The 24,177-nt window shown below is 38.8% G+C and carries 23 protein-coding genes and 2 tRNA genes; 10 read left to right on the top strand and 15 right to left on the bottom strand.

Annotated features, from left to right (window positions below; translation table 11 throughout):
• Positions 1–2: 2 nt before the first annotated feature.
• The 3 genes from ACZOVS_RS00565 to ACZOVS_RS00555 are packed head-to-tail and all read right to left on the bottom strand — an operon-like array spanning position 3 to position 1,812.
• Positions 3–425: an FtsL-like putative cell division protein gene (locus ACZOVS_RS00565; RefSeq protein WP_483995288.1), complete on the bottom strand. Its 423-nt coding sequence runs from the start codon at positions 423–425 to the stop codon at positions 3–5.
• Positions 422–1,321 (bottom strand): 16S rRNA (cytosine(1402)-N(4))-methyltransferase RsmH, encoded by a 900-nt coding sequence (gene rsmH / locus ACZOVS_RS00560; RefSeq protein ID WP_483995287.1) that lies wholly within the window; start codon positions 1,319–1,321, stop codon positions 422–424. The genes ACZOVS_RS00565 and rsmH overlap by 4 nt, the downstream gene beginning before the upstream one ends.
• Positions 1,322–1,344: 23 nt before the next feature.
• Positions 1,345–1,812: a division/cell wall cluster transcriptional repressor MraZ gene (locus tag ACZOVS_RS00555; protein WP_483995286.1), complete on the bottom strand. Its 468-nt coding sequence runs from the start codon at positions 1,810–1,812 to the stop codon at positions 1,345–1,347.
• A gap of 293 nt (positions 1,813–2,105) precedes the next feature.
• On the opposite strand from ACZOVS_RS00555, the gene glsA reads away from it, so the two are divergent.
• The 3 genes from glsA to yihA are packed head-to-tail and all read left to right on the top strand — an operon-like array spanning position 2,106 to position 4,546.
• Positions 2,106–2,963 (top strand): lyso-glycine lipid O-acyltransferase GlsA, encoded by an 858-nt coding sequence (gene glsA, locus ACZOVS_RS00550; protein WP_483995285.1) that lies wholly within the window; start codon positions 2,106–2,108, stop codon positions 2,961–2,963.
• Between the two features lie 3 nt (positions 2,964–2,966).
• On the top strand, positions 2,967–3,923 hold the full coding sequence (glsB, locus tag ACZOVS_RS00545) for a glycine N(alpha)-acyltransferase GlsB (protein WP_483995284.1): 957 nt from the start codon (positions 2,967–2,969) through the stop codon (positions 3,921–3,923).
• Positions 3,920–4,546: a ribosome biogenesis GTP-binding protein YihA/YsxC gene (gene yihA, locus ACZOVS_RS00540; RefSeq protein ID WP_483995283.1), complete on the top strand. Its 627-nt coding sequence runs from the start codon at positions 3,920–3,922 to the stop codon at positions 4,544–4,546. The genes glsB and yihA overlap by 4 nt, the downstream gene beginning before the upstream one ends.
• Here yihA and ACZOVS_RS00535 read toward each other — a convergent pair whose 3' ends face one another.
• From ACZOVS_RS00535 to ruvX, 3 genes are read right to left on the bottom strand one after another with little or no spacing between them, the layout of a single operon-like run.
• The gene (locus ACZOVS_RS00535; RefSeq protein WP_483995282.1) at positions 4,547–5,056 is read right to left on the bottom strand and encodes a tetratricopeptide repeat protein; all 510 of its coding nucleotides are present in this window, start codon (positions 5,054–5,056) and stop codon (positions 4,547–4,549) included.
• Positions 5,057–5,059: 3 nt separating this feature from the next.
• Positions 5,060–5,629, bottom strand: coding sequence for a peptide deformylase (def, locus tag ACZOVS_RS00530; RefSeq protein ID WP_483995281.1), 570 nt, complete (start codon positions 5,627–5,629; stop codon positions 5,060–5,062).
• Positions 5,630–5,640: 11 nt separating this feature from the next.
• Positions 5,641–6,072 carry a Holliday junction resolvase RuvX gene (gene ruvX, locus ACZOVS_RS00525; protein WP_483995280.1) on the bottom strand — a complete coding sequence of 144 codons (432 nt, stop codon included), beginning with the start codon at positions 6,070–6,072 and terminating at the stop codon, positions 5,641–5,643.
• 90 nt (positions 6,073–6,162) lie between these two features.
• Here ruvX and ACZOVS_RS00520 point away from each other — a divergent pair, with 90 nt between their 5' ends.
• Complete coding sequence (locus ACZOVS_RS00520) at positions 6,163–6,978, top strand: 2,3,4,5-tetrahydropyridine-2,6-dicarboxylate N-succinyltransferase (protein WP_483995279.1); 816 nt, start codon at positions 6,163–6,165, stop codon at positions 6,976–6,978.
• Between the two features lie 148 nt (positions 6,979–7,126).
• Here the strand turns inward: ACZOVS_RS00520 and ACZOVS_RS00515 are convergent.
• Positions 7,127–7,202 (bottom strand) — tRNA-His (locus ACZOVS_RS00515).
• Between the two features lie 334 nt (positions 7,203–7,536).
• Between ACZOVS_RS00515 and ACZOVS_RS00510 the strand changes: the two genes are divergently transcribed.
• Positions 7,537–8,676, top strand: a complete 1,140-nt coding sequence (locus tag ACZOVS_RS00510; RefSeq protein WP_483995278.1) for an ABC transporter permease — start codon at positions 7,537–7,539, stop codon at positions 8,674–8,676.
• Between the two features lie 66 nt (positions 8,677–8,742).
• On the opposite strand, the gene ACZOVS_RS00505 is transcribed toward ACZOVS_RS00510, so the two are convergent.
• Positions 8,743–10,245 carry a DUF5723 family protein gene (locus ACZOVS_RS00505; protein WP_483995277.1) on the bottom strand — a complete coding sequence of 501 codons (1,503 nt, stop codon included), beginning with the start codon at positions 10,243–10,245 and terminating at the stop codon, positions 8,743–8,745.
• A gap of 226 nt (positions 10,246–10,471) precedes the next feature.
• Here ACZOVS_RS00505 and ACZOVS_RS00500 point away from each other — a divergent pair.
• The 4 genes from ACZOVS_RS00500 to clpX all read left to right on the top strand — a co-directional run bounded on the left by ACZOVS_RS00500 (position 10,472) and on the right by clpX (position 13,645).
• A tRNA-Leu gene (locus ACZOVS_RS00500) sits at positions 10,472–10,553 on the top strand.
• A 20-nt stretch (positions 10,554–10,573) separates the two neighbouring features.
• The gene (locus ACZOVS_RS00495) at positions 10,574–11,668 is read left to right on the top strand and encodes a trigger factor (RefSeq protein WP_483995276.1); all 1,095 of its coding nucleotides are present in this window, start codon (positions 10,574–10,576) and stop codon (positions 11,666–11,668) included.
• Between the two features lie 29 nt (positions 11,669–11,697).
• The gene (gene clpP, locus ACZOVS_RS00490) at positions 11,698–12,366 is read left to right on the top strand and encodes an ATP-dependent Clp endopeptidase proteolytic subunit ClpP (RefSeq protein WP_483995275.1); all 669 of its coding nucleotides are present in this window, start codon (positions 11,698–11,700) and stop codon (positions 12,364–12,366) included.
• Positions 12,367–12,418: 52 nt separating this feature from the next.
• On the top strand, positions 12,419–13,645 hold the full coding sequence (clpX, locus tag ACZOVS_RS00485) for an ATP-dependent Clp protease ATP-binding subunit ClpX (RefSeq protein ID WP_483995274.1): 1,227 nt from the start codon (positions 12,419–12,421) through the stop codon (positions 13,643–13,645).
• A gap of 9 nt (positions 13,646–13,654) precedes the next feature.
• Here clpX and ACZOVS_RS00480 read toward each other — a convergent pair whose 3' ends face one another.
• From ACZOVS_RS00480 to ACZOVS_RS00470, 3 genes are read right to left on the bottom strand one after another with little or no spacing between them, the layout of a single operon-like run.
• Positions 13,655–15,070 (bottom strand): sugar transferase, encoded by a 1,416-nt coding sequence (locus ACZOVS_RS00480; protein WP_483995273.1) that lies wholly within the window; start codon positions 15,068–15,070, stop codon positions 13,655–13,657.
• Between the two features lie 10 nt (positions 15,071–15,080).
• Positions 15,081–15,983: a hypothetical protein gene (locus tag ACZOVS_RS00475; RefSeq protein ID WP_483995272.1), complete on the bottom strand. Its 903-nt coding sequence runs from the start codon at positions 15,981–15,983 to the stop codon at positions 15,081–15,083.
• A gap of 57 nt (positions 15,984–16,040) precedes the next feature.
• On the bottom strand, positions 16,041–17,030 hold the full coding sequence (locus ACZOVS_RS00470; protein WP_483995271.1) for a Gfo/Idh/MocA family protein: 990 nt from the start codon (positions 17,028–17,030) through the stop codon (positions 16,041–16,043).
• Between the two features lie 58 nt (positions 17,031–17,088).
• Here ACZOVS_RS00470 and ACZOVS_RS00465 point away from each other — a divergent pair, with 58 nt between their 5' ends.
• A complete protein-coding gene (locus ACZOVS_RS00465; protein WP_483995270.1) occupies positions 17,089–17,742 on the top strand; it encodes a protein-L-isoaspartate(D-aspartate) O-methyltransferase in 654 nt (217 codons plus the stop codon).
• Between the two features lie 232 nt (positions 17,743–17,974).
• On the opposite strand, the gene ACZOVS_RS00460 is transcribed toward ACZOVS_RS00465, so the two are convergent.
• Genes ACZOVS_RS00460 through trmB form a run of 4 tightly spaced genes read right to left on the bottom strand, consistent with a single transcriptional unit; the run spans position 17,975 to position 24,125 of the window.
• On the bottom strand, positions 17,975–18,784 hold the full coding sequence (locus tag ACZOVS_RS00460; RefSeq protein WP_483995269.1) for a SusE domain-containing protein: 810 nt from the start codon (positions 18,782–18,784) through the stop codon (positions 17,975–17,977).
• 8 nt (positions 18,785–18,792) lie between these two features.
• A complete protein-coding gene (locus tag ACZOVS_RS00455) occupies positions 18,793–20,379 on the bottom strand; it encodes a RagB/SusD family nutrient uptake outer membrane protein (protein ID WP_483995268.1) in 1,587 nt (528 codons plus the stop codon).
• Positions 20,380–20,397: 18 nt separating this feature from the next.
• Positions 20,398–23,400, bottom strand: coding sequence for a SusC/RagA family TonB-linked outer membrane protein (locus tag ACZOVS_RS00450; RefSeq protein ID WP_483995267.1), 3,003 nt, complete (start codon positions 23,398–23,400; stop codon positions 20,398–20,400).
• A 59-nt stretch (positions 23,401–23,459) separates the two neighbouring features.
• On the bottom strand, positions 23,460–24,125 hold the full coding sequence (trmB, locus tag ACZOVS_RS00445; RefSeq protein ID WP_483995266.1) for a tRNA (guanosine(46)-N7)-methyltransferase TrmB: 666 nt from the start codon (positions 24,123–24,125) through the stop codon (positions 23,460–23,462).
• Positions 24,126–24,177 lie beyond the last annotated feature (52 nt).

The raw sequence follows: 24,177 nt of genomic DNA, 5'->3' as shown, positions 1-24,177 counted from the left end.
AATCACTCCTTTCCTATAATATCATCAAAATAGTCATTCACAAATACTCGCACCGATTCTTCAGAATCCGCAATACCTTTCGAAGCGAGACGTTCGCCCAAAGATGTACGTTTTGACAACTCCACTATTCTCGACGCATTAGCAGAATACTCATAATGATACACTTGTATCAATTCTTTAGTTTTGACTATCTCGGCGCTCATATCTTCCGCAATAAAAGTATTGGTAATATAAAGCATTCCCAAGAAAACCAGATATATAAGAAACGGAAACCATTTCAGGAATCTGTCACTCGACAACATGCCGCCGCCGAAAAAGGCAAAGAAGAAGTTATTAAGCCTGAATTTCTTCTTTTTCTCCCTAACAGCAGTTTTTGAATCATCCCGTTGTTGGGACTCAATATCGTTAGCAAACATCACCTTCATAATGCCCTCCTTTCCGCCACTCTCAATTTTGCACTTCTCGCTCTGTTATTGGCAGCAATCTCATCATCGTCAGGCACTATAGGTTTACGTGTAACAAGAGAATATGGAGATAAATTATTACCGAAAAAGTCCTTTTCCATCTTACCCTCTGCATTACCTGTTTTCATAAAATTTTTCACCATACGGTCTTCAAGAGAATGATACGAAAGCACCACAAGTCGCCCTCCAACATTAAGGATTTCAGCACATTGCGACAAAAACATCTCCAAAGTCTCCATCTCTCTGTTGACTTCTATTCTAAGAGCCTGGAAAAGTTGCGCCAACATTTTGTTTTCAGAACCTTTTGAAAGATGTGAAGAGACTATATCTTTCAAATCGGATGTTGTCTCTACAGGTTTATACTGTCTGGCATCGACGATAGCAGAAGCCAATATTTTTGCGTTTTTCAGTTCTCCATAACGCCATATCACATCAGCAAGAGATGCCTCGTCATAAGTATTTACCACGGCAGCGGCGTCAAGCGGAGATTTACGGCTCATACGCATGTCGAGTCGCCCTTCGAAGCGTGTAGAAAAGCCTTTTTCCGGAGTATCGAACTGATACGAAGAAACCCCGAGGTCGGCTAAAATACCGTCCACTTTACCGCCATAATACAGACGAATGAAGTTTTTCATATAACAGAAGTTCTGCGGTATGAAAGTGAAACGCTCATCATCAATAATATTGGCAGCAGCATCTTCATCCTGGTCAAATGCATACAAATGACCTTTGTCGAGACATTCCAATATACGACGAGAATGACCGCCTCCGCCGAAAGTAACATCGACATATACGCCATCAGGATTGATATTCAACCCATTGACACTCTCATTCAATAATACCGGAATGTGATACATAATATAAAATTTCCTAAATCAATCTATCTGTCATTAAAATCGATATCACCCAACTTGGCATCAAGCAGTTCGGCAAATTGCTCATCCGACATCAATCCATCTTCTTTCTCTGCAAGTTCCTTATCCCAGATTTGCATTCTGTCTGTCAATGCCGTAATGACAACATCTCTTGTTATTCCGCTTTTCTCAAGAAGATCTTTCGGCAACTGAAGACGCCCGTTACCGTCAATTTTAACCAAACGGGCACCGGCATTGAATCTACGGATCAACATGATATTTTCCCGTTTAAAAGAATTGAGTTTCCCTAATTTGGATTGAATATCACGCCAGTCCGCCATACTATATAATTCCAAACACTGTACAGAGATACCCTGACGCAACACAAACCCCTCTTCTATCGCCTCTCCGAGTTGTTCTTTAAAACTGCTCGGCAGCAACAAACGGCCCTTTGCGTCTAATTTACAATAATATTCACCTATCGGGTACTCCATTTATCCTTAATTGTTTCAAGTTGTAAAAATAATACATTTTTTCCCACTTCTTACCACTTTTACACAATATTTTTAAAAAAGTTATCAACATATTAATCAACATATTGTATTTTATCACAAAATCAGTCATATACTAATGCAGCATCAAAAATTCGAGATAAATGCGAAAACTATTATTATTTAATATATTGTTATTCAATAAATTAAAAATCACACTATGATAATCTTCAAAAAAATGGCATCACTAATTTCATTTTTGTATATCTTTGTATTTAAAATAAAAGTGTTCGGGAATGGGAGACTCAGGCAAGTTTTATATTGATGTTGAAGAGGTTTTCAAGAGCAAAGCACCCAAAACAGCCAAATGGATTCCTTCTTTTGTCTTCAAATATTTAAAAAAGATACTTCATCAAGATGAGATTAACAGTATGATTAGCAGGGGTGAAGGATTATACGGACTTCCTTTTGTTGACATTGTATTGAAAGAATTCAACACCAAAGTAGAAACGGAAGGCAGTGAAAACATCAAAGGCAACCGTTTATTGTTTGCATCCAACCATCCCATGGGAGGTTTGGACGGTATAGCTTTAATAGATACCGTAGGCAGATTTTATCCTGATGTTGTCACTCCCGTCAACGACATCTTGCTATTTGTCCCCAATCTGAGACCATTATTCATACCGGTGAACAAACACGGCAGCAATGCCGAAAACATAAAACTTTTCAACGACACTTTTGCCGGGGACAAGACAATATGCTATTATCCTTTCGGTTTATGTTCAAGAAAAAAGAACGGCAAAATCATCGACCTGGAGTGGAAAAAGACTTTCATTTCCAAAGCGAGAACATACCAACGCGACATAATACCCACACATATCTCCGGCAGAAACAGCGATTTCTTCTACAACTTGTCAAATATTCGCAAAACATTGCATGTCAAAGCAAACATAGAAATGCTCTTTCTTGTCAATGAGTTTTACAAACAGAAAAACAAGACTTTGAAAATCACTTTCGGCAAGCCGATACCGTGGCAAACCTTTGACAAGATATACAATGACACCGTATGGGCTGATAAACTCAGGAAGTTTTCCTATAAGATTGCAGACAATTATAATATTGAATTTAACCCGGACGAAGATTATACAATATAAAAAATGGAAAAAATCATATCACCGGTACCTGCTGATGACATATTAAAAGAGTTGACAGAGGAGCGTTTTGTAAGAAAGACCAACTTTGGCAACAACGAGCTATACATCGTCACAGCACATAATGCTCCCCATACGATGACCGAGATAGGTCGTCTTAGGGAGCTGGCATTCAGAGAAGCAGGAGGAGGAACAGGAAAAAGCATTGATATCGACGACTTCGATACCCGTAGCAAACACTTCTTCGAACAACTGATTGTTTGGGACCCCGTCGCCAAAGAAATCCTTGGCGGATACAGATTCCTGAACTGCAAAGGACTACCTCTCAACAATGCAGGACAAGTGGATACACCAACATCAGAATTATTTTATTATACGAACAAATTTATTACCGATTATCTGCCATATACCATAGAACTCGGACGTTCTTTCGTACAACCCAAACATCAATCCACCGGAGACACAAGAAAAAGTCTTTATACTCTTGACAATCTTTGGGACGGACTTGGCAGCCTATGGTGTAAATACCCTGAGACCAAATACTACTTCGGTAAAGTTACCATGTATCCACAATACAATCCAATGTTAAGAGATATGATCTTGTATTTCATGAAGAAATATTTCCCGGATTACGACAACTTGGTATATCCTTATCCATCCAAGGAACTTCATATCAAGACTTCAAAACTCATCATGGAATTGCGTTTGGTCGGGTTAAATTATCAGAACAATCACCGTATTCTGAGCAAATTCGTCAGAGAACACGGCGCTACCATACCACCATTAGTCAATGCTTATATGAACCTGTCTCCTACCATGAAGACTTTCGGCACTGCCATCAATGAATCTTTCGGCAATGTGGAGGAAACAGGCATCCTTATCACCATAGAAGACATTTACATGGAGAAAATCGAACGTCACCTTATTTACGACAAAACAGAAAAACCATCACATCTGAAATGATAATAAAAAGCGCAGATTTCTTTCAAAGCAACATTTCCGTTGACAAACTACCGGCACCCAACATGGCGGAATATGCTTTCATAGGACGTTCCAATGTAGGCAAATCGTCATTAATCAACATGCTGACTCAACGTAAACAATTGGCAAAAACCTCCGCCACACCGGGCAAGACAATAACCATCAACCATTTCATCATCAACAACAACTGGTATCTCGTAGATCTCCCGGGTTACGGGTTTGCCAAACGTTCCCAAAAAGAAAGAGACTTATGGAGCAAGATGCTTAAAGATTATCTTCGCAAACGTAGAAATCTCATTTGTACCTTTGTACTCATCGACATCAGAATCAAACCCCAAAAGATAGACCTCGACTTTATCAATCAACTTGGAGAAGACGGTATTCCGTTTGTCATTGTATTCACCAAAGCCGACAAACTAAGTCAACGGCAGGCAGATATGAATGTAGCTGCTTACAAAAACACTCTTCTCGAGACATGGGAAGAACTGCCGGAAACATTTGTAACATCCTCGGAGAGCAAAACAGGAAGAGAAGAACTCCTTTCCTTCATTGAAGAAAACAACAAACTGTTTTATCAACAACAGGAAGAAAGTCCAATATTATAATCATTCAGCATTCTGTTGTTCGAATTTACGTATCAGTTCCTCCGGTGTCAAGCCGAGGTTTTCGATAGAAGCCTTTGCATCATTGACGAGTTCACTGTCAGGATAAGCCTTAATAAATTCCTCGTATGCCTTACGTGCCGCCTCTTCGTTACCATACTGCGTTTCATAGACAAAACCCTTCACGAACATGGCAACCGGTGTCTTTGCATAATCGGGATACTCTTTACAAAGACGGTCCGCTATACCTATGGTTCTCTGAGGATTATTGAGATTCAAAGAAACATCCAACGCTTTAAATAGATATTCCGGAGACAAAGAATCAGAAGGATTGTTAGTTGCATAACTGCAATAATAGTTTACAAGGTCTTCTCCGAGTTCCGGGGTCATCACCCCTTCATTTTTCTGAAGTTCTTTTTCAAGTTTAGCAATCTTGTCGGCTGTAGTGGAAGGCTGGCAAGCCGTCATCAGCATTATCAATGCCGCAATAAATAAAGTTTTCAATTCTCTCATAAATTATCTTCTTCTTTTTTTAACAGGAAACAACATACGATAGTCCACATCGACATTACCTTCTGATATGTCGCGCAACTTACTCTTCAAAAGCAACTTACGCATTGAACTTATTCTATCGACATAAACTATGCCATCGAGATGGTCATATTCATGCTGTATCACCCGGGATACTATGCCGTCGTATTCATCTTCATGTTGAATAAAATTCTCATCAAGATAACGTATTTTTATCTTACTTGGTCGCACCACCTCTTCATTAAGATTTGGAAGACTGAGGCATCCCTCTCTGAATGTCCACATCTCCTCTGACACCTCGATGATTTCCGGATTTACAAAGACTTTTTTAATACCTTTACCCTCAGGATACTTTTCCGAAAAAGGGTCGGTATCGATGACAAAGAGACGGATAGATTTATTAATCTGAGGTGCGGCAAGACCAACGCCTTCAGAATAATACATAGTCTCAAACATATCATCGACAAGTTGTTTAAAATCAGGATAATCCGGAGATATTTCTTCCGCAACATGTTTCAAAACCGGATGACCGTAAGCAACAACAGGTAATATCATATCTCTATTTTTTACTTATTTCTATTTTTTGCAGATTCATATTCCATAAATGACTGAAGAATAAGAGTGGCGCTGATGGTATCAACCAAAGCCTTGTTCCGGCGTTGTTTTTTACTCAAACCTGCATCAATCATTGATTGGAATGCCATTCTTGAAGTAAAACGTTCATCGAAGCGTTTTATTTCAACAGAAGGCAATGCCTTACGCAACTGATTAAGAAAAGGCTCGATAAAACGTGTGGAATCCGAAGGGTTGTTGTGCATATCTTTGGGTTCGCCTACAACTATCACGTCAACATGTTCTTTTTTGACATAATCACAAATAAAACTCACCGCATCTTTCGAAGGCACGGTAGTGAGGTTGTTGGCTATGATGCGCAAAGGGTCCGTCACCGCTATTCCGCAACGTTTCTGACCATAATCGACTGCCATTATTCTACCCATACTTCATTTTTTTGCAAAAATAATACTAATTGAGCAATGATTCCATACTTTACACAAAATTTTGTATATTTGTGAACAAATAAGACTGTCATGAACACCTTGAAAGTAAAGATAGAAAGCTATTGGGACGACCGTAAGACCACAGAAAGTAAAGAAGCAAAAAACGACATCAACACTGTCATAGACATGTTGGACAAAGGCATGGTCAGGATAGCCGAGAAAGTTGACGGTAAATGGGTTGTCAATGAATGGCTTAAAAAAGCCGTATTGATGTATTTCCCTATCAACAAGATGGAACTTCTGGAATCCGGCATTTTTGAATATTGCGACAAGGTACCACTGAAACGTGGTTTCATGGACGCCGGCATCAGGGTCGTACCACCGGCAACAGTACGTCATGGGGCCTTTATTAATAAAGGTGTAGTACTGATGCCCTCTTATGTCAACATCGGGGCTTATATCGACAGTGGCACCATGATAGACACATGGGCTACAGTAGGGTCATGTGCGCAGATTGGAAAAGACGTTCATCTCAGCGGTGGCGTCGGCATTGGTGGAGTTCTCGAACCCGTACAAGCATCACCGGTGATAATAGAAGACAATTGTTTTATTGGTTCCCGCTGCATTGTGGTTGAAGGTGTCATAATAGAAGAAGAAGCAGTACTCGGCGCCAACACCGTAATCACTCAGTCAACCAAGATAATAGACGTCAGTGGCAATGAACCCATAGAATACAGAGGAAGAATACCGGCACGCTCAGTAGTGATACCAGGTTCTTATACCAAAAAATTCCCTGCCGGCGACTATCAGGTGGCTTGTGCCCTGATAATAGGAAAACGAAAGGAATCTACCGACAAGAAGACATCTTTGAACGATGCCTTGCGCACTTTCAACGTAAAAATATAATCCAGCAACAAAATACATATCGTAAATCATTGCCTGCAATAGGCAGCGACTTATGTTTTTTATTGAAAATCAAAACTTATTACTAATCAAACACGCTTTGTATGTTCTATCTCTTAAAATAAAAAAGGCGTCCTCGAAGAACGCCTACGGGTGGAAGATGGGACTCGAACCCACGACCCACGGAACCACAATCCGGTACTCTAACCAACTGAGCTACATCCACCGTGTGTTTTATGCGTGCAAAATTACAACATTTTTTAATTTGCCAACAACATTTCGTGATTTTTTTTGATTATTGATACATTTTTTCTTTATCACTTAATTATCAACATAATAATACATTTTAAATTCACGACATGACAGATATATATCCAAAACCATAACACAAAAACCTAATTTACTTAAAACCATGATATTACAAAACACATAAACAGTCATGACAATAATATAAAATTTCACTTTATAATCATCATAACCAATGGCATAGTAAAAAAATTTAACATGTCAATCAGTAATATATCTCCTTTTTCTCTATTTTTGTAAAAGAAAACAGCAATAATGGAAAAAGACAAGATACAGTCACCGGCAAGTATAGCATGGAAACGTTTCAAGAAAAACAGAGCCGGCGTCATATCATCAGCATTCATAATATTATGTGCTTTTGTCGCCATCTTTGCATATTATATTATTCCTGACGATACGCCCAATGCAAACAATCAGATTTTAGAGATAAGCACACAAAAACCAGGATTTTCTGTAGATATGCTGATGATTCCAAAGCCAAACGCAGTGCCGAAGAACAATTTTTGGAAACATCTCATTGAAGGACAGCCAAGTCGATACAGATACGTACCATACGATTCACTGAATATCACTACAGACAACACCACTGTATATGTCTTCAATCCCGAACCGGGAAGCAGCCAAAGGATAGAGACAATCAAAAACAGCGAATTAACATCGACACATTTCATCAATGATGAAGAAGCTCGAGATTACATACTGAATAACAACACAATACACAAAAGATTTCTCTTAGGTACCGATCAGTTCGGGCGAGACTTTCTCAGTCGGCTGCTTCTCGGCACCAGAATAAGTCTGTCTGTAGGTTTCATTGCAGTGATGTTAAGTGTTGTAATAGGACTGTTTATCGGAGGCATTGGAGGATATTTCAGAGGTTTCACAGATGATATCATAATGTGGGTTATCAATGTAGTATGGTCTCTTCCCACACTTCTCGTTGTCATTGCAATAACCTTTGTCTTAGGCAAGGGAGTAGTACAGGTTTTCATTGCGGTAGGCTTCACCATGTGGGTTGAAGTAGCACGTGTATGCAGAGGACAGATATTATCGATCAGGGAGACTAATTTTGTTGAAGCAGGAAGAGCATTAGGTTTTAAAAATTCTCGTATAATAATACGACATATTACACCTAACATACTGAATCCCATCATAGTAATATCTGCAGCCAATTTTGCCACCGCCATATTGTTAGAAGCAGGACTTAGTTTTCTCGGCATAGGAGTACAGCCGCCCATGCCGTCATGGGGCAGTATGATAAAAGAAAACTATGCTTATATCATTTTAAATGAAGCATATCTTGCCATTCTTCCGGGCTTGGCAATAATGATTTTAGTCTTAGCTTTCATGCTCATGGGCAACGCATTACGCGAGGCATTGAACAACAGAGAAATTTAATTGCCAGAAGTTAAAGTAAAGCCAATGTTATAATGTCATGACAACAAGAGGCAAGCATTGAATATATCAACGGAAATCGCTATTCCAGCAAGCATCACGACCGGAGCCGAGACAACGTCCCTTCAGTATATTGAATTTAAGTGAAAAATAAAGGTCCATACCATAGAAATCGCCTATACCGCAGAAACTCAAAATATTTTGTGTACCTATGCTGAAAAACCAAAGACGCATTTCTGCTCCGAGAAACATCTTACTGTAATCATAAAGAGTAACAGGCAAAATAAAATCGAAATATTCATTTTCAAAACGAGGACTCACCACAATTTGCGCAGCTTTTCTCACAGAATTTTCCGACAAGGCGAAAGGTTGAATCCACATGGCTCCAACATAAAATTTATCATTTATATTGAAATCCAACTGCATATTAAGAGAAGAAGGCAATGTCATGGTGAACTCATCACCCACAACAGAAGCAAGTGAGTCGCCATGGAAAAATATGGCACTCAATGTTTTTGACAAATCATCTATGCTATTCACATCATCCAGGGCTGAATGTATAAACAAAGTCGGTTCATCATTAAAATAATGATGTGAACGAGCATTGCCTTTAAACTTGACAAAGCCGATATCAGTGACAGAGACTCCAAGTCTCCACCTGTAAAGTACAGGGTCCATGTCGCAACTGCTGACACTTCTTCGATTCATGCCGACCGATTTTCTTTTAGTATATACAAAACCAAAGTCAACACCAAAACCCAAACCATTTTTCAACTTATCAGACATAAAGACATCGTTTGAAGAAAACTGCGAGCTGTAATTCAAAGGTGCAGCATAATGTATATCAGCATCTATAGCATAAACATTGGAAGTATCTTTTGAAAGAATCTCATAATCGAGGTTATTGACATTCAACACAGCACCACCGTATGCGATGATGCCTTTAAGACTTATTCCAACATCAAACTTGTTAAGAAATCTATCATAAACTGTTCTTGAATAACCCAATGCCAATTCCGACCATTCCATTGTGGCAATACGAATATCTTCCGAGGAATATCTATCAAAATAAAGAGAATCAAGTCCTTCAATGGCAATACGTCCAAACTCCCAAGGCAAATTCGTTACACTCGAATATACCCTGTTATTCAACGACAAAGCCAGAGACTGTCGAGAGTCAATATTAATAAACATTGATAATATATTAAGATCTATCGATTCTGTCAGAGAATTTGGCATTGTATCCCTAACATACAAAAACTCATGAGGTACACCATATTGATTATACATAGTCCAATCATAACTGCTCCATGAGTTATATCCTGAGAACAAAAACTTCGAAAAATCTCTGCTTTTCAGATACATCAAATCATTATAAGAATAAACTCCGAAACTTAAACCGGCATCAAAATACAAAAAAGAAGTAGAAATGAGCGCCGGGTTAATCATTAAAGCTTTAGACCCACTATAATTGGATTGTGTTCCAATAATATTTTGTGCAGATGCCAAAGAAGGAACCCCAAAAAACAACATCAATGCCAACAGCACTGAAGCACAAACATTTCTACACATGATTTTCAATTTTCTTTACTTTACAAAAGTACAACATATTTTACAGATAATAACGAATCTATAAAAAAGATTATTACTTATTACAAAGTTTTTCCAAAATTTTTTTTACAAAGAAATCATATCTAACACCACAAAACCACTGTTTCTAAAAAAGATAAAAAACAAAAAGAATAAAAAGAGGTTTGTTTTCAAAAAATTAGTATTTTTGCAACTCGAAATTTCGAACGCGGGTGTGGCGAAATTGGCAGACGCGTCAGACTTAGGATCTGATGCCGAAAGGCGTGGGGGTTCGAGTCCCTTCATCCGCACAAAATAAACACTTAATATAATGAATACTACACTTACAGCAAAAAACGATTTGATAACATCGATACAAATCGATATAGTGAAAGCAGATTACGAAGACGAAGTAAAAAAAACTTTAAAACAATATCAACATAAAGCTATACTTCCGGGATTTCGTCAGGGTAAAGTGCCGTTTGGAATGATAGAAAGAATGCACGGACAAACAGTGAAACTTGATGTCATTAATAAAATGGTCTCTGAGACCCTCAATAATCAAATCATTGAAAATAAACTCGATATAATAGGGTATCCTTTGCCTGATCAAGAAAAAGAGCAGGTGATAGACATAGCAAAAGACGATAACATGACATTCTACTTTGAAGTTGCCAACAAACCTAAGTTAGATATAAATTTCAGCGACTTTCAAGTCAATAAATACAACATATCCATTACTGATAAAGAAATCGACAATATCGTACAACGTCTCCGGGAAAACAACAAAAAGGATGACCAACTACCGGAACTCAATGAAGAATTTTTCAATCTGATATTCCCCGGTGCTGATATCAAAGATATAGATTCTTTCAGAAAAAAAATATACGACGAACTTGATATACAATATAACAAGGAAAGTGAGAGAATGTTTTACAACAATGCAGTTGACACTCTCATAAATAATATCACTTTCAACTTGCCGGACGATTTTCTTAAACGTCTTATCATTGCCAACAGCGAAGGAAAACTCACAAGAGAAGAAGTCGATCAAAACTATGAGAAAAACTATCTCACCGGCATGAAATGGCAACTCATAGAAGACTATATTGTTGGCAAATATCCTGAGTTGGCAGTCAATGAAGACGATTTACGTAATTTCGTCAAGACAAGTTATTTCGGACATCTCAACAATGACACTATGGATGATGAGATGAAAGAAAGAATGAACAACATTATTGATACTGTATTAAAAGACCAACAGCAACGTTCTTATATCACCAACCAAATTATCAGCAACAAACTTACCGCTTTCTTCAACGAGAACCTTAAAGTTGAACCTGTAAATGTCAATTATGAAGAGTTTATGAAAGCGACCATGCCGGAACTTGACAAAAAAGAAGAGGTTGAGGAAACAAAAGAATAATTTTTAAGTTATTACAAAAAAACAACATTATGAACAACGAATTTTACAAGTATGCCACCAAACATAGAGGCATCAATGGTCTCGGGTTAGAGAAATATACATCATCCATAACCAATTTCATCTCCCCTACCATCATTGAAGAAAGACAACTCAACGTGGCACAGATGGATGTATTTTCCAGACTTATGATGGACAGAATTATCTTTTTGGGCGATCAGATTGATGATTATGTCGCCAACATCATTCAGGCGCAACTGTTATTTTTGGAATCGACCGACAAGAAGAGTGATATTATGATATATCTCAATTCGCCCGGCGGCTCTGTTTATGCCGGTCTCGGCATTTATGATACCATGCAGTATATAGCACCCGATGTTTCCACCATTTGCACCGGCATGGCAGCTTCCATGGCTGCTGTACTGTTGTGTGCCGGAACAAAGGGCAAACGCTCTGCCTTGAAACATTCCCGCATCATGATACACCAACCCATGGGCGGTATGCAAGGACAGGCTTCCGACATAGAAATAACAGCAAGAGAAATACAAAAGTTAAAGAAAGAATTGTATGAAATCATAGCTGCACATACCGGACAGGAATATGACAAGGTATGGGCAGACTCTGACCGTGACTATTGGATGACATCCGAAGAAGCTCTCAGTTACGGCATGATAGATGAAATTCTTGTCAAGAATACATAATTTTTTTATTTTAATTCATTAGGACAGGTTTATCCTGTCCTTTTTATTTATTATGGGAACCAAGTATAACCACTGTTCATTCTGCGGAAGAACTGAAAAAGAAACCGGATTATTAATAGCCGGTATAGATGGCAATATATGTGTCGATTGCATAGAACGTGCTCATTCCATCTTGAAAGAAGAAATGTCCAGCATGTCAAAAAAAGACATTCCGGACTTCAAGTTGCTTAAACCATTGGAGATAAAAAGCTTCCTCGACAAATATGTCATAGGGCAAGATGAAGCCAAGAAGGTTATATCTGTTGCCGTATATAATCATTACAAACGTATCAACCAACCCAATGATGACAATGATGTTGAGATAGAAAAATCCAATGTCATTCTTATTGGAGAGACAGGTACCGGCAAGACATTGCTTGCCCGCACCATAGCACGAATGCTAAACGTTCCTTTCGCCATCGCCGATGCTACTGTTTTGACTGAAGCAGGTTATGTTGGAGAAGATGTAGAAAATATACTTGTAAAACTGTTGCAAGCCGCCGACTATAATGTGGCAATGGCAGAGAAAGGCATTGTTTTCATCGACGAGATAGACAAAATAGCACGTAAAGGTGATAATCCCAGCATAACACGTGACGTATCCGGCGAAGGAGTACAACAAGCAATGTTGAAACTTCTTGAAGGCGCCATTGTCAACGTACCGCCTCAAGGTGGCAGAAAACACCCGGAACAAAAAATGATACAAGTCAACACCAAAGACATACTGTTCATTGCAGGAGGTGCCTTTGAAGGTATCGACAGGATAATAGCCAACAGAGTGGGTTCCAATGTAATAGGATACAACTCAACTAAAAAAGAAGATATTGACCGCGACAACTTGCTTCAATATATCGCACCTTCCGACATTAAGAAATTCGGTCTTATACCTGAGATTGTGGGGCGTTTCCCGGTATTGTCATATCTCGACCCTCTCGACAGAGATACTTTGAAACGCATACTCACCGAACCCAAAAATGCCATCACCAAACAATTTGAAAAGCTTTTTGAAATGGACGGCATCAAACTCGTCATAAAAGAGGAAGTGTATGATTTTATCGTTGACAAGAGTATCGAGTTCAAATTAGGTGCCAGAGGTTTGCGTTCCATACTGGAAGCCATTCTCAACGATGCCATGTTCGAATTGCCATCGAAAAAATGCAAGAAGTTGACGATAGACCTTAATTATGCTGAAAACGCCTTCAAGAAAGCCAAAATATCACAGTTCAGTATGGGAGAATAACGCAAACTATTATTTCCCTCTACCCTGCATCACTATCAAGACTGTATATATCAATATTTTAATATCAAGAGCGAGACTCATATTCTCAATATAGAGTATGTCATATTTCAATCTTTCTATCATCTCATCTACATTGGAAGCATAGCCAAATTTCACCTCGCCCCAACTTGTTATTCCGGGTTTTATTTTAAGCAACATCCTATAGTGAGGAGCTCTTTGCACAATCTGGTCTATATAATATTGACGTTCAGGACGATAGCCTACAATAGACATCTTACCCTGAAGGACAGTAAAGAACTGTGGTATCTCATCAAGGCGGACCTTGCGCATAAACTTGCCCCATGGAGTAATCCTGGGATCGTCATCTTTAGACAGTTGTGGTCCCATATCTTCTGCATTGACATACATACTTCTGAATTTCAGCATGTTAAAAGGCTTACCATGTTGTCCTATACGTTCTTGACGATAAAATACAGGACCCGGTGAAGAGCGTTTCACCATTATGGCAACAAAAAGGTACAAAGGAGAGAGTATCACTATAACCAAAACTGAGATAATGATATCCGAAAGGCGTTTGACAACCTGTTGCCACACCGGCATAGGCTCCGGAGTAACCTGTATAAGGGGAGCATGCCATATACCATCCTGCTTAACAGTTCCAAACACAATGTCCTGCATTATAGGTATTATCTTCACTCTTACATCAATAGTTTCAAGAGTAGCCAAAATTCTGTCAATGGTCTCTGTCTCAGAACGCTCTATTGCAATGATAACCTCTTCAACATCATATTCTTTAATTATACTGAGTACATTGTCATAATGACCGAGATGAGGCAAATATTTACCTACTTTATAAAAGTTTTTATCGAAGACATTGACAAAGCCAACAAAATTATTTCCGGATGAATACATCTGATTTTGAATCTCCTCATAAATAGAACAGGCATTGCCATTGCTGCCAATAATAAGAGTATTATAGCCTATTTCGCCTCTATGTATGCGTCTCGTAGTACGTGTAGTAATGATGAAACGTGGAATATACGTAAGTATGAACTGTAATGCAAACAGTATCAGAAAAAAAAGATAATATGTCTTGTAAGTAACAATGATATCGTTCAATATAGTGGCAAAAAATAACACTAAACAGCCTATCAAAATACTCACCAATGTCTGTCCAAGTTCTTTAAGACGAGATTTGAAATAAGCGTTTCTATAAGTACCTACCAAAGTATATAACACCACCCATCCCACAGGAATACAGGTAATACCTATCCAAAAGTTTTTATCTGCCAAAATATCATTATAATGGTCAAAAAATGTCGGGTCATCGTTATATTTCCTAAAACAGAAAAACGCAATCCACGCCACTAACGCTGACAACCAATCGAAAAAGACATATTTAAATGTCTGTCTCGAATTATTCATTTTAGAACATTTAGTCACGATAAACTATTTTTATATTATCAAAATAGAGATTAGCCTCTTGTCCTTCTTCCACAGATGCTCTTATATACAGTTTAAAATAAAGGGCATTGTTGGCATTATCCGAAATTGAAGGTCCCAGATTGATATATATTTTATTCCAATCTTCAGAAGGATTAACATAAACAAGTTCTATATCATTGATACTACCTGTGATACTTGCATAAAGACCTACCAGAAATTCCGTCTCGCATTTATAATCCATTTCTACCAGGACATAATTGCCTTGTCCGGGGAAAGCAGGCAACTCCGGTGTTGACACACAGACATAGTTAAGGGTATCGCCTATCCATATATGACCGGAATATTGAGAATCATCAGAGAGCCACGCATTCTCGTCATTTCTCTCTGTTTTTATCATAGCAGTATCGCTTGCATGCGTTTTCTCGAACTTAATCGACGGTTGTTCAAAATCCTCAAACCAGAACTTAATTGTAGATTCATCGGAAGTATAATAACGTGTACTTGGAGAGATGGTATCCACCTGCCCAACAAGTTTATCCAAATCGCCGAAATCGTATGAATCAATAATATAAGGTTTATAGAACGGATATATTATTCTTGTAGATGCTATGCCGTTCATTTTAATGCCGGGATATAAAGTGACTTTATGTTTGCCATGTTCCAACACCGGTATCGTAGCCGGCAACTCATAACAGCCTTGATAGCTGTCATCGACATAGAGCCATACATCAGTAATTTTATGAGTAGCAGCCCCTTCATCAGCATAATTGGTTCTCAAACTGAACCCATCCACATGCAAATATGCAGGGATCTCCTGATTTCCTTTAAATTTATTGCATGACCCCAGAATCAAAATGCAACATATAACAAGTAAAATCTTAATACCTCTCATTACTTTTTTTTGTTTAAACGAAAACAATAAAAATATATTGTCGTATTATCGAATAAATTATAAATTTTCAAGTAACTCCCGATGTTTTTTCATTTCGTCGAGTATCATGTAAGCAACTTTAAGTACTTCGACTCCGTCTTCGATAGTCACAGGAGGTTCTGTATTGCCTACTATCGCATCATGAAATCGTTCCAATTCTGTTTTAATCGCATTATTTTGTAGGACTTCCTGCTGTTCAATGGTAATCTGTTTACATGAGCCATCCGGGAGGTTCAATGTCATGGCAAGAGGAGAAGGCTCTCCCTGTACATCATGAATGCTAACTATATCGGTTTTTTTATCGAGAAAATCTATAGTGATATAAGCATCTTTCTGGAAGACACGATGCTTTCTCATGTTCTTCAATGAGATACGACTTGCAGTAAGATTAGCCACAGCGCCATTCTCAAATTCAATGCGGGCATTGGCGATATCAGGTGTAGGACTGACTATGGAAACTCCACTTGCCGATACTGTCTTAATAGGAGATTTTATGATAGTGAGGATAATGTCAATATCATGTACCATAAGATCGAGAACCACAGGCACATCGCAACCGCGAGGGTTAAACATTGCAAGACGATGAGCCTCAACAAACAAAGGATTGTTCAACTTGTGTTCTGCAGCAATAAAAGCGGGATTGAAACGTTCCACATGACCCACCTGAACTTTGACACCGGCATTTTTTGCAAGCTCAACAAGACGATTCGCTTCCTCTACCGTCGCAACTATAGGTTTTTCAATAAAGACATGACGTCCTTTTGACAATGCCTTGGATGCACATTCGAAATGTGCTATTGTTGGAGTAACGATATCTACAACATCGACAGCATCAACCAATTCATCTATGGTATTATAACATTTGACTTGCATATCGGCAGACACCTTTCCCGAAGTTGCGACATCCTGATCATAAAAGCCAACAAGTTGATAATTAGCAATTTGTTTTATACAATTAATATGTATTTTCCCCAAATGTCCGGCACCTAAAACACCTATTTTTAACATATATATATTTTTTTGCAAATATAGATATTTTTTGTATCTTCGCAAAATAAAAAATGACATGCAAGCTGACACATACAGACATAAGGGAATGAGGCTTAAGATGACCGAATTGCTTAAAAACAAAGGCATTAGCGATGAATCTGTGCTAAACGCCATCAATACTGTGCCACGGCATGTTTTCCTCGATTCTTCATTTGTTGAGTTTGCATATCAAGACACTGCATTTCCCATAGGTTCAGGACAGACCATCTCGCAGCCTTCAACGGTTGCTTTTCAGTCTCAATTACTTAAGGTAAAAAAAGATATGAAGGTTTTGGAGATAGGCACCGGGTCCGGCTATCAGGCATGTGTACTTGCCCAAATTGGAGCGAAAGTTTTTACAATAGAACGTCAACGCAACTTATTCTTGAAAACCAAGGCTTTGCTTGCCGAATTTCCTTATCATATCAAGACTTTCCTCGGAGACGGCAATAAGGGCTTACCCACATATTCTCCATTCGACCGTATTATTATCACAGCAGCAGCTCCGGAAATACCCGAAATATTGATAGACCAGTTGAAACCTAACGGTATCATGGTATTGCCTCTTAACGATGACAATAACGAACAGAAAATGTTACGCATAACCAAAAACTCAGACGGCAGCCTCAGCAAAGAAGAATTCGGCAACTTCCGTTTTGTTCCTATGCTGAAAGAAATAGGCAATGACTGATTACTCGAGACATTCCTTCATAAACATTTGCTTTTCCATACATAAATGCTAAGTCTATTTAAAAGCACAAATGCAGCCTCACTTTAAATAAAAGACATCGGACAAGGTTTCAAAAGCAAATCCCTCTATTAAGGTACTATTATTCATTCACTTATACATCGACTAATATCACAAATCTTCAAAACCTATATCCGGCAATATTACATCTTGAAAAACAAAAAAGATTAAAGATTCATTCCATAAAGGATATATTGTACAACATATTCAAGGTATCGACTGTTATTTGATATATTCCATCTTGAGGAGGAGCAGGAATAGCCGAGGGGTCCGGATCTGACTCTACGGCTCTGTAAACGAGCGTACCATTTTCCCATGTTCCATTGGCATTTGTCCCCCATTGGGGCACCCAGCTGCCTATATCTGCAATAAATTTCAATGAGCCTGAGGAAGATAGAGGTTGTATTACAGAGAAAGTACTTCCGGAATGATGGGGCACCTCGACAGCTTTGGTATTATCCCAACCAGCGACAGTGGCATCACCCAACAAATATATCGGCGGATATGTAATATCTGTCTGATAAGGTGTAATGCTCATCTTAAACACTTCTGACATACAAGTCTCACGACTACCAAGCGATACTATATAGGATGCAATGCGAAAATAAACATCTACAGGCTGTCCGTATGGCACGTCAGACATCAAAAGTCTTGTATTCATGGCCGCCTGTGTCAATGAATATGCGGTAGTATCTGTATTTGTCAAGGTAGAATATCTGTAAAAACAGCCATCTTCTATATCCATCTGCAAAGAATAAGTGATATTGGCAAGTCCATATTCGAAATCATATCGAGTGGCAGTCCAGGAAAATTCCGGAAACAGCATGTCAGCCATTTCTTCACTCAACACCACAGAATCCACTTCAGGGGTTAGAAAACGCGGCGGAACAGTATTGTCAAGATAAATTACCGGACCGTCGTCATTTCTGCATGAAATACAAAAAATACATAATGTCAACAGGAAAAAATGCAATGTCTTCATCATTATAAAATTTAATAGCCAATATTTTGTTTGAGATTAGGATTTGCCGTAAGGTCTGAAGCCGGTATAGGAAAGACATTGTAAACAGGAGACGTGGTAATACCTTCCATAACTCTGCCTTTCCATGGCCATACATAACTGCCATTAGTAAACTGACCGAAACGTATCAAATCAGTACGACGGTACATCTCCCAATACAATTCTCTCGCTCGTTCATCAAGAATAAAGTCGAGAGTAAGATCACCTAATGCAATATCTCCGCTATTATCTCCGTATGCTCTGTATCTCAATTCATTAACATAATCCAAGGCATCAGAAATACTACCGCCTCCACCTCTGAGAACTGCTTCGGCATACATCAGATATACATCGGCAAGACGGAACAATGGAAAATCAGTGTCAGCAAATTCCAAATCAGAGCCATTATTACCGTTTCTATCAACATTCTTCCATTTTGTAACAGCCCAACCCTGATTGAAATCACCAACATCTTCTATCTCAAGAGTCTGATCTTCATTATAGAATAGTGCTCTTTTATCTTTCGTTTCATTAATATTTTTCAAATCCGGATAAAATTTGCGTACCAAAGCTGAAGTCGAACGCATGCCGCTCCAACCCCCATTGACGCCAAATTCCTGAGGATTTATACTTCCACCTATGGCTGCATGAATGATAAAGGTTGTACCACCATAAGATTTTGTAAATGTACCATCAAAATTGACTGAAAATATAACCTCATCGAGATAATGATTATCAGCAAGAAATAGATACTGATATTCAGGCGACAATGAATAGCCTGCATCAATGACTTTACGAGAATAGGTGACACATTCCGAATAATGAGGAATGCCGGTATATATTTCAGCATTGAGATAAAGTTTTGCGAGAAGAGTCCATACACATGCCTTATCTGCCCTTCCATACTCATTCATGCGAGGAGCTATCATTTGGTTTTCAATATCCAACAATTCAGACTCTATGTAATCGAACAATGCAGCACGAGAAATCTGAGGAGGAAAGAAAGATCCCACTTCATCATTTTCCGTTACAAAAGGGACATTGGCAAACATATCGATAGCATGATAATAACTCAAAGCCCTCATGAAACGTGCCTCTGCACGATAAACGGCAATTGTCTGTTGCATACTCTCACTGACGCCACGTTCATCGAGCAGTTCTTGCGTTGTCTGTCTTAGGAACTCATTGACGACACCTATCTGATAAAATATCCTGTAATACATGGCTGTAATAAATACATCAGAGGAGCTCCACGCCTGATAATGCAAGTCTCTGATAGTCTGGTCATCCCAGCCGGTAATAGCCTCATCGGTAGTAAATTCTTGAAGATAAAACAATGCTCTGAGATATTGACCATAACCCGGGTCCACACCATAGATATCTACTTCACCTGAAGGACCGTTTTGTCCTGAGACAGCAAGTCCGGCATATATCTTTGCCAAAATTTGATAATAACTCGACTCATCATCAAAAACCGAGGCAGAAGTCACAACGTCCTTATCCAAAGGTTCCACATCAAGGTCCTTGACACATGAAGAAAACAGCAAACCAACAGCAAACAACAATATTATTTTTTTCATAACTTTATTTTTTCATTATTACAGTCCAAGATTTACACCAAAAACAAAAGCGCGTGTTGAAGGATAAATATTATTGTCAATTCCGCCAAACACCTCAGGGTCTATACCCTTATAAGGTGTTATGGTAAAGACATTATTTACTGTAAACGTAGCTTTCAGTTTGAATTTGTTTTTCAACAAATCTGTAAAATCATATCCTATTGTTATATAATCCAATTTAAAGAAATCAGCACGTTGAACATAATAATCGCTGAGATATTGGGGAGAATAAAAGCCGGCAACGTCAGTATTTTCAGCAATATTGCTCAGATAAGGTCCTTCTGAGCGATACAGACGGCTGTAAACAGCATTGTTGGAACTGAAATTGTTATAAACATAATTACCAAAACATGCCCTGCCGCCAAAAGAGAAATCCCAATTCTTATAAGAAAACCTCGATGATATGCCAAAATAAAAATCAGGCACTGCATCTTTATAATAATATAAATCCCCTGCATTGATGACGCCGTCACCGTTGCGGTCAACATACAGGCCTTCTACCGGTTTACCGTTTTCATCATAGACCTGTTCATAAACGAAAAAGGTAAATGAAGGATATCCAACAGCGTGAATCTCGACGGTATTGCCGGTACCACCGGATATTCCGCCCACCAACACGCCCAAATAGTCAGGATTGTCGGACGCTGTCAACTTAGTGATTTTGTTCACGTTATAAGTAAAATTAGTCCCAATCTCCCAATACATATCTTTATTACTCAGTGGAATCCCAACAATAGAAAACTCAAAACCCTTATTCTCGAGGTCTCCAACATTAGTCAGGACATAATTCGTCAAATTGGAGCCTGCCGGCACCGGAATAAAGTTTATCAAATCTTTGGTATGACGCAGATAGACATCCAAAGAGCCGTAAAGACGTTGATTGAAAAAACCATAGTCAAACCCCATATTATAAGTATATGTTTCTTCCCATTTGATATTAGCGTCGTAGCCATCAGGGCGTAAGGTCACAATATACTGATTACCAATCTGATACAGTGCATTTTGTTGACTATATGTATAATTGGCAAGGTATGGATAATCATCATCCGTGATATTTTGTTGTCCGGTAATGCCCCAGCCGAGACGTAGTTTCAATTCAGTGATATTGTCGTATTTCTGCATCCATTTTTCTTTGTCTATTCTCCATGCCAGGGCAGTAGAAGGGAAAAATCCCCATCTGTTGTCAGGAGCAAAACGTGAGGAACCGTCACCTCGAGCCGTTACAGTAAGAAGATAACGGTCTTTCATCACATAATTCACTCTTCCGAAGAAAGAAACGATATAATTTTCAGTATTATAGTCCGTACTGTCAAGCACTCTTCTTTCCACGAGTAACGGACTTGTCAAATCATTGGTTTTAAAGTTATTGCCACTTCTCTGGAAATGTTGCCATGAATAACCTGCCAATGCATCCAACTTCCCATCCACTGCCTTCAACTCTTTTGAATAATTTACAGTGAAATTAAACAATTCATTCCATTTTCTCTGTTCATACTCACTGTTGACACCTCCTCCGTAAAGATTATCGTATGCGAAAGCGGCATCAGCAGGCACAAAGACCGTACCATGGGAATGGGAATAATCGAGACCCATATCCATATTGGCACTCAATTCCGGAAGGAACGGCATTGAATAATTCAATTGCATATTGCCAATGAAGCGACCGACATCAGATTTGTCTTTCTGTTGATAAAGAAGAGCCATCGGGTTTGCCGTCGCCTGTTTGACAGGCTCTCCATTACTCTGAGTCCAAGCCCAATAACCGCCAAAAGCATTATCAGGGTCATAGACCGGTTTTGTAGGGTCCATCATGACAGCAGCTCCTATAGCAGCTGTATTGCCAAAGTTATTGTTGGTAAACAAACCCTTAGTACTGATATTGACTTTCAGCCTATCTTTAAACAAGGAAGGATTCAGGTTCAAGCCCAAAGTGGTACGTTGCATGTCATCAGTCTTTAAGACGCCCTCATAATCAGCATAACTCAACGAAAAACGATAAGGCAAGGACTTATATTTGCCTCCGACACTTATATTTTGGTCAATGCCAATGGCATTACGGTAAATCTGTTTCTGCCAGTCAGTATTATAAGAGCCTATCATTCCAATGATAGCCGGGTCATCAGAATAACGCTGCAGCATCAACTCGCGAAACTCATCGCCATCCAACACCTTATGCAGTTTAGGAAGAGCATATAAAGAAACCGAACCATTATAATCAATAGAGAAAGGCAATTTCGCTCCATAGCCTGTTGCTTTACCTTTCTTAGTAGTAATAATGACAACACCATTAGAAGCACGAGAACCGTATATTGCCGACGCCGAAGCATCTTTCAAAATGGTAAAACTCTCAATATCGTTAGGGTTAAGCATACTGAGAGGATTTCTTGTACCGGCAATGCCATCATTATCTACAGGTATGCCGTCAATGACATAAAGAGGGTCGTTACTTGCCGACAAGGAAGAGCCACCTCGTATTCTAATTGTAGCCCCACTTCCGGGAGCCCCGCTGTTAGGTGTCACTTGTACACCTGCCGTCTTTCCTGCAACAAGTTCAAGAGGATTGATAATAGCGCCTTGGTTAAAATCCTCTTCCCCTATAGCCGTCACTGCTCCAGTAGCATCTCCTTTCTTCACCTCGCCATAACCTATCACAACGACCTCGTCAAGATATGTTACCGATGGTTCAAGACTGATATTCAAGAATTTAGAATCCTTAATCACGACATCTTGCGTAACATAACCGATAAAAGAAAATTGCAATATTGCATCCGGATTAACTTTAAGGGAAAAATAACCATCCAAATCTGTAGCTGTACCTTGTGAGGTCCCTTTTATCAAGACTGTGACACCGGGAAGAGTCGAGCCATCGAAGGCATCGGTAACCTGACCTTTAACATCTATCTGTTGTGCCAACAGACAATCACACAACATTGAAGGTATCAGAAAACAACAAATGACAATAAAAAACTTTAAAACTCTCATCTTAACACTGTTTAAGAGAAAAGCAAATGAGAAGTAAAAAAGTTTTAACTAACAATGATTTAACGAATACCGAAGCGTATATATTTGATTGTCAGACCTATATCCAACCACATTTGTTCATAAAAAGTACGTATGGACTTCACTTCCATGTCATCGTCATTATCATAAAGGTTATCATATTGACAATAAACAGGATAATTGGCATCATGTAAGGTTTTCAAAGTAAACTCATACAACAGTTCGCTATCGGTTTTAAGGTTAACCACTCCGTTTTCTTTCAAAAAATTTCTATAGCGAGCAAGAAAGTTAGGACCTGTAAGACGTTTTCTTTCCCTTGATTTCTGAGGCTGGGGGTCAGGGAATGTCACCCATATTTCGGACACCTCATCTTTATCGAAGAAATTGTCGATCAACTCAATACGAGTTCTAATAAAAGCCACATTATCCAATTTCTCTTCTCGTGCCTGTTTCAATCCCACCCACATTCTGGCGCCCTTGATATCGACACCTATAAAATTCATATCACGATGAGCACGAGCAAGACCCACAGTATATTCGCCTTTGCCGCAGCCAAGTTCCAACACCAATGGGTTATCATTATTAAAAAATTCATGCCATCTTCCCTTAAAAGGGAATCCTTCTTTCTGAATACGCTCGTATGAATACTGAAACAAATTGTCAAATGTCAGATTTTCTGCAAAACGCTCTAATTTATTCTTACTCACCTTAAATATTTATTTATGACAAGTTGAATTACAACTTTTTGAACATTATTTT

It is taken from the genome of Candidatus Limimorpha avicola, from assembly GCF_056978975.1.
The sequence above is the reverse complement of the archived record's forward strand: the minus strand, read 5'-3'. Positions and strand labels throughout refer to the sequence as shown.